This window comes from Clostridium sp. 19966 (assembly GCF_032335695.1).
Lineage (GTDB): Bacteria > Bacillota > Clostridia > Clostridiales > Clostridiaceae > JACTOJ01.
The window spans coordinates 1-4,788 of the sequence record NZ_JACTOJ010000064.1 but is presented as its reverse complement, the minus strand read 5'-3'; the positions used below and the strand labels follow the sequence as shown (position 1 = coordinate 4,788).

Below are 4,788 nucleotides of genomic sequence, written 5' to 3'. Positions count from 1 at the left end.
ATAAAATTGGTAGCCAATTATAACAAAGCGGCCCTTAGAGTTACTTACATGGGTTCTGAAAGAAACCATGCTAGACGAAAAACGCCTTTATCAACATCCTTTTAAAACATAACCAAATAATATAATAAATGAATTAAAAAAAGAGCTAATAGACTATTTTGATATAAAAAATATATATGATAGCGATAGTCTTAAGAGAGTTTTTGAAAAATCTGAAGAGAAATTTATTTTTGTTTTAGACGAGTGGGATTATATTTTTAACAATAATCTTTTTATAGAAAATCAGAATGATTTCTTAGAGTTTTTAAGAAATCTTTTAAAGGATCAGCCCTATGTGGCTTTAGCCTATATGACAGGAGTTCTTCCAATAAAGAAATACTCCAGTGGCTCGGCCCTTAATATGTTTGATGAGTTTACATTTTTAAAAGATAGAACATTTGATGAGTATTTTGGATTTACAGAAGATGAAGTTATGAAGCTTTGTGATAAAAATAGAAATATTAGTTTTAAAGAATTAGAAAGCTGGTATAATGGTTATTTAACTGCAAAAGGTGTTAAAGTATATAATCCAAGGTCGGTAGTAAAAGCACTTCAAAATAATTATTGTGAAAGCTACTGGACAAATACTGGTGCTATGGATGAAGTAGCGGAGTATCTTAAGTACAATACTCTAGAAATCAGGGACGATGTTATAGAAATGGTATCAGGTCAGGAAATTGATATTATAATTGACGAGGAATTTAGAGCAGGACAAGGTACTCCAAGGACAAAAGAAGAAATATATTCAGCTATGATAGTACTTGGATTTTTGTCCTATCATGATGGATATTTGAGGATTCCTAATAAAGAGCTTATGAAGGAATTTGAAAAGGCATTAAAAGATAAATCCTTCGGTTACGTTTCAAAACAGAAAGTACACAATTGTAAAATCGAAGAAATGTAGCACTAATTTATAAGGAAGCCTCATATTTTTTATCGGATCGCAAACTAACGTATATCAATGCATTAACAAAAGCAGAATTTGTCATTGATGAAATGTTTGAAGAATGTGACTATGATATTATTCAATTATATAAGGATAGTGATTATGCTATAAAAGCCAAAATACTTCCTGTAACATTTGTAATCAAAGCAAGAAAATTATAGCAATTAAAATTTTTAAACAAAAAATTATACAGGTTTATTTTTTATAAAAATTTGATATAATATAAACAAGAAAAGCTTAGTGCTGGTAACACTAAGCTGAGTCTTAGGACATTTATTTTGTTTTAGGGCTATTGGATTAATTAAATAATGATTTAATTAAGAGTGAAGCACTATTCTTTGTGGGATGGGTGCTTTTTCTCTTTGCCATCAAGTTCTATGTGAAGACCAAGAAAATTAATTTTCACTATCAATTTATAAATAAAAAGATTATGTTTTAAAACTAATCTGATAATATATAGCATATCTTGACAGCGTTAAGATTCGAGGAGTGAAAGAATGGAGCATAAACCATATCATCATGGAGATTTAAGAAATTCGTTAATTGAGGCTGGTATTGAATTAATTAATACGGAAGGAGAAAAACAATTTTCTTTACGAAAGGTTTCTAAGCTATGTGGAGTAAGTCAAGCTGCTCCGTATAGTCATTTTAAGGATAAGGAGGATTTGCTAAGGGCCATGCAGGAACATGTTACAAATAAATTTGTGAAATCGCTTGAAGAAGTAACCCACTTGTATCCTAATAAAAATGATGAGAGAGCTATATGTGAAATGGGAATAAGGTATGTGATGTTTTTTATTAATAATCCTCAGTATTTTCATTTTTTATTTTCTCAGCCTTGTATGGAAATAAATATTTCAATAGGCGAGAATGAAATTGACAGTTATCCTCCTTTTGAGATTTTAAAGAGAACTGTTTTTAATGTATTTAAAGAAAGTGGAATGTCAAAAGAAAAAATGGAAGAAAAGATAATATCCTTATGGGCAACGGTGCATGGCTTAGCCTCAATTGCCACTATGAAGGGGGTCAATTATAACAAGGATTGGGAAACAACCATTAAAAATATTATTCGGAATTAGAATGTTAAAGAAGGTGAACTGCTATTGAAAAAAAGAGTTATTGGTATACTGGGTAGTCCTCGGAGAAATGGAAAGGTTGCTGAGACTTTATATTCCATTTTAGAGAATTGTAAGTTAAAAGGTTATTCCACTTCTATTATAAATTTATATGACTATAATATTAAGTTTTGTAATGGGTGCATGCTATGTAGAAGAAAAGGTCACTGTGTAATAGATGACGATTTAAATGATATAGCAAAAAAAATAGTTTCAAGCGATGTAGTAATATTAGGTGCACCAACTTATTGGGCAAATGTGCCTGCTATAGTAAAAAATCTATTTGATAGAATGGTTTCTTATACTATGGAAGATGTAAAAGGAAGATTTCCAAGGCCACTTTGTTCACAAAATCAAGGATATGTTTTAATTACAGCCTGCAACACGCCGTTTCCTTTTTCTTTTCTATGTAAACAAAGCCAAGGGGCAATCAGTGCAATGAATGAATTTTTCAAGACATCAGGTATGAAGAAAAAAGGAGTTATTACGATCACCAATACTTGGGGAAAAAAGTGTGTTTCAAAAGCTGTATTTAATAAAGCAAAGAAGATATCGGATAGGTTATAGAAATTTTGTGGAATATTTTTAATAAAGGTATCGCAGTATAAGATTCAGAACATAAATAATATTTTATTAGGAGGCAGATATGAACGAAGAGGTTTTAATTATATGTGAGTCAATATACCATGGAAATACACGTAAATTAGCTATTGCCATGGCTAAGAAACTAAATTGCAAGGTTATGACTAGCGAAAGAGCACTATCGGAAGATATGCAACAATATAAAGTAATTGGACTTGCTTCAGGAATTTATTTCACTTCTCATCACCCAAAACTTTTTGATGTTGTAGAAAAAATGAAAAATACACAGAAGGCATTTATAGTCTCTACTCACGGAAGACCTTTTTTAGGGAAATATCATGAAAGGCTTAAAGCTGCTTTATCAAATAAGGGTGTTCATGTTATAGGTGAGTTTTCTTGTAGAGGTTATGATTGTACAGGCCCATATATTATTGTTGGTGGTGGCAATAAGGGAAAACCCAATGAAGGAGATCAAAAGAGGGCTAGAAGGTTTATTAGGGTTATATTGCCAGAGTATTGCAAGGCTAGAGATGTTTTAGAGAATGGAAAAAATATTGAAATACACTATGAGGACTGTATCGGATGTAATAAATGTAAAACAAGTTGCCCCATGAATGTATTTGATATTGAGAATGGCAAGCCGATTGTAAGAAATCAGGAAGATTGCATTCACTGCAGCATTTGTAAAGAGCAATGCCCTTCCCAAGCAATTGTTATACAGCATTCTTGGAGAGAGGCTATTGCTATTGCAAAAAGGCATGCTAAGAAAACTTCATTGTAGGATTAACTAGAGGATAAGAGCAGTTAGCGGTTAAGAGTTACCATTGAAATTTCTTATGCATGGCAACCATCTGTACTCCAGGGAAAAAGCCCATTTTATAATATAATCCTTCAGCAGCATTACCAACTGATACATCTAACTTTGTTGCTGGGGATATGTCTTTTAAAATAGTTAATGTTCTCTTTATAAGGTTCTCGGCAATCCCTTGTCTTCTGTAAGCTGGTATCACTGCTACCTCATTAATTTTAGAGAATTCGTAGTCATCCTCCTTATTTTTTCCTGCTAAACATACTGCTACTAATTCAACAGTGTTTTTATCATAAACTAAGGTAGAAGCATGTAAACTATTGGTAGCTATATACCTTTCTAAAAACATCTTAGTGTTTTCTATTTCATCTTCTTCAGTATTATTACAAAATTCTTCATATTGGATGCCGCCTTTATATGCTTTATGTAGCGCCTTTCCAATCTCGCCTGCATCCTCAATTGCAGGGGCTTTAATAACTAAGTCTTCCCTCCACTGAATATCTTCAAATATCTCCGTTGGACGAATCATGGTTCTTCTGATAAACCTTTTTCTATATCCAAGCCTATTATAAACTTCAACATCCTTTGAATCTATAAGGTATAAATAGATACTTTTATTCTTATCAGACCATTGCATTAAGGCTTTATTTAATTCGCTGATTATGGAAAACTTGTCTAATACGTATGGTGATTCTACAAAAAAATGTGATGAATAATTTGGTTCTATAACTACTCCGCCAACTCTTTTATTATCCTTGAAAATCCAAAATGCATTTTCATCGTAATATGGATCTTGTGATATTTTGATCCAATTATATTTGAAATCTTCATCCCTATCTACATATATGGCATAATGTATTCCAAACTCGCCTACATCAGCTCTAACAAGCATAAGTCCATTATTTAGAATATATTGTTCTTTTCCATCTTCCCATTTCTGAATGTTTTTCATTTAAAAATCCCCTTTATGTACATCTATTTTTTATGTAAATTTATCTTAGCATATTGTCATATGCTTGAATATGTAAGAAACATTTCTACATAGTTTATTACATATTTGACTATCAATCAGGTATGGCTAATGTAAAAAGGATTTGTCATAAATAAAACTGTCATAATATACGCTTATTTCAAAAATAGTAGATAACTAATTATGTAGTGCTACTATTTTTGATTTTTTCAGTATGCAACACTATTGATATTCATTAAGTGGATATATTAATATCGTCTTGTTTGCTAACATAGCTTAGCAAAATAGCCTCAATAATAGCTCCAATCAGTACCATTAATAGGGGATA

General features: G+C 31.3%; 4 protein-coding genes and 1 pseudogene. 4 read left to right on the top strand and 1 reads right to left on the bottom strand.

Features of this window, described 5'->3' with window-relative positions:
• Window positions 1-157: 157 nt before the first annotated feature.
• The 4 genes and pseudogenes from IAI10_RS24330 to IAI10_RS24315 all read left to right on the top strand — a co-directional run.
• A pseudogene (locus IAI10_RS24330) lies at window positions 158-907 on the top strand (AAA family ATPase); the annotation flags it as partial.
• A 575-nt stretch (window positions 908-1,482) separates the two neighbouring features.
• On the top strand, window positions 1,483-2,064 hold the full coding sequence (locus IAI10_RS24325) for a TetR/AcrR family transcriptional regulator (RefSeq protein ID WP_315675904.1): 582 nt from the start codon (window positions 1,483-1,485) through the stop codon (window positions 2,062-2,064).
• A 24-nt stretch (window positions 2,065-2,088) separates the two neighbouring features.
• Window positions 2,089-2,667, top strand: coding sequence for a flavodoxin family protein (locus tag IAI10_RS24320; RefSeq protein WP_315675903.1), 579 nt, complete (start codon window positions 2,089-2,091; stop codon window positions 2,665-2,667).
• A 79-nt stretch (window positions 2,668-2,746) separates the two neighbouring features.
• Entirely contained in the window at window positions 2,747-3,463 is a 717-nt protein-coding gene (locus tag IAI10_RS24315) for a 4Fe-4S binding protein (RefSeq protein ID WP_315675902.1), read from the top strand.
• 37 nt (window positions 3,464-3,500) lie between these two features.
• Here the strand turns inward: IAI10_RS24315 and IAI10_RS24310 are convergent, their stop codons facing one another.
• Window positions 3,501-4,442 carry a GNAT family N-acetyltransferase gene (locus tag IAI10_RS24310; protein WP_315675901.1) on the bottom strand — a complete coding sequence of 314 codons (942 nt, stop codon included), beginning with the start codon at window positions 4,440-4,442 and terminating at the stop codon, window positions 3,501-3,503.
• Window positions 4,443-4,788 lie beyond the last annotated feature (346 nt).

What these genes read in the sequence shown, in the direction of transcription:
- IAI10_RS24325 (WP_315675904.1), top strand. Translation starts at nt 1,483, where the DNA reads ATGGAGCATAAACCATATCATCATGGAGATTTAAGAAATTCGTTAATT.
- IAI10_RS24315 (WP_315675902.1), top strand. Translation starts at nt 2,747, where the DNA reads ATGAACGAAGAGGTTTTAATTATATGTGAGTCAATATACCATGGAAAT.
- IAI10_RS24310 (WP_315675901.1), bottom strand. Translation starts at nt 4,442, where the DNA reads ATGAAAAACATTCAGAAATGGGAAGATGGAAAAGAACAATATATTCTA.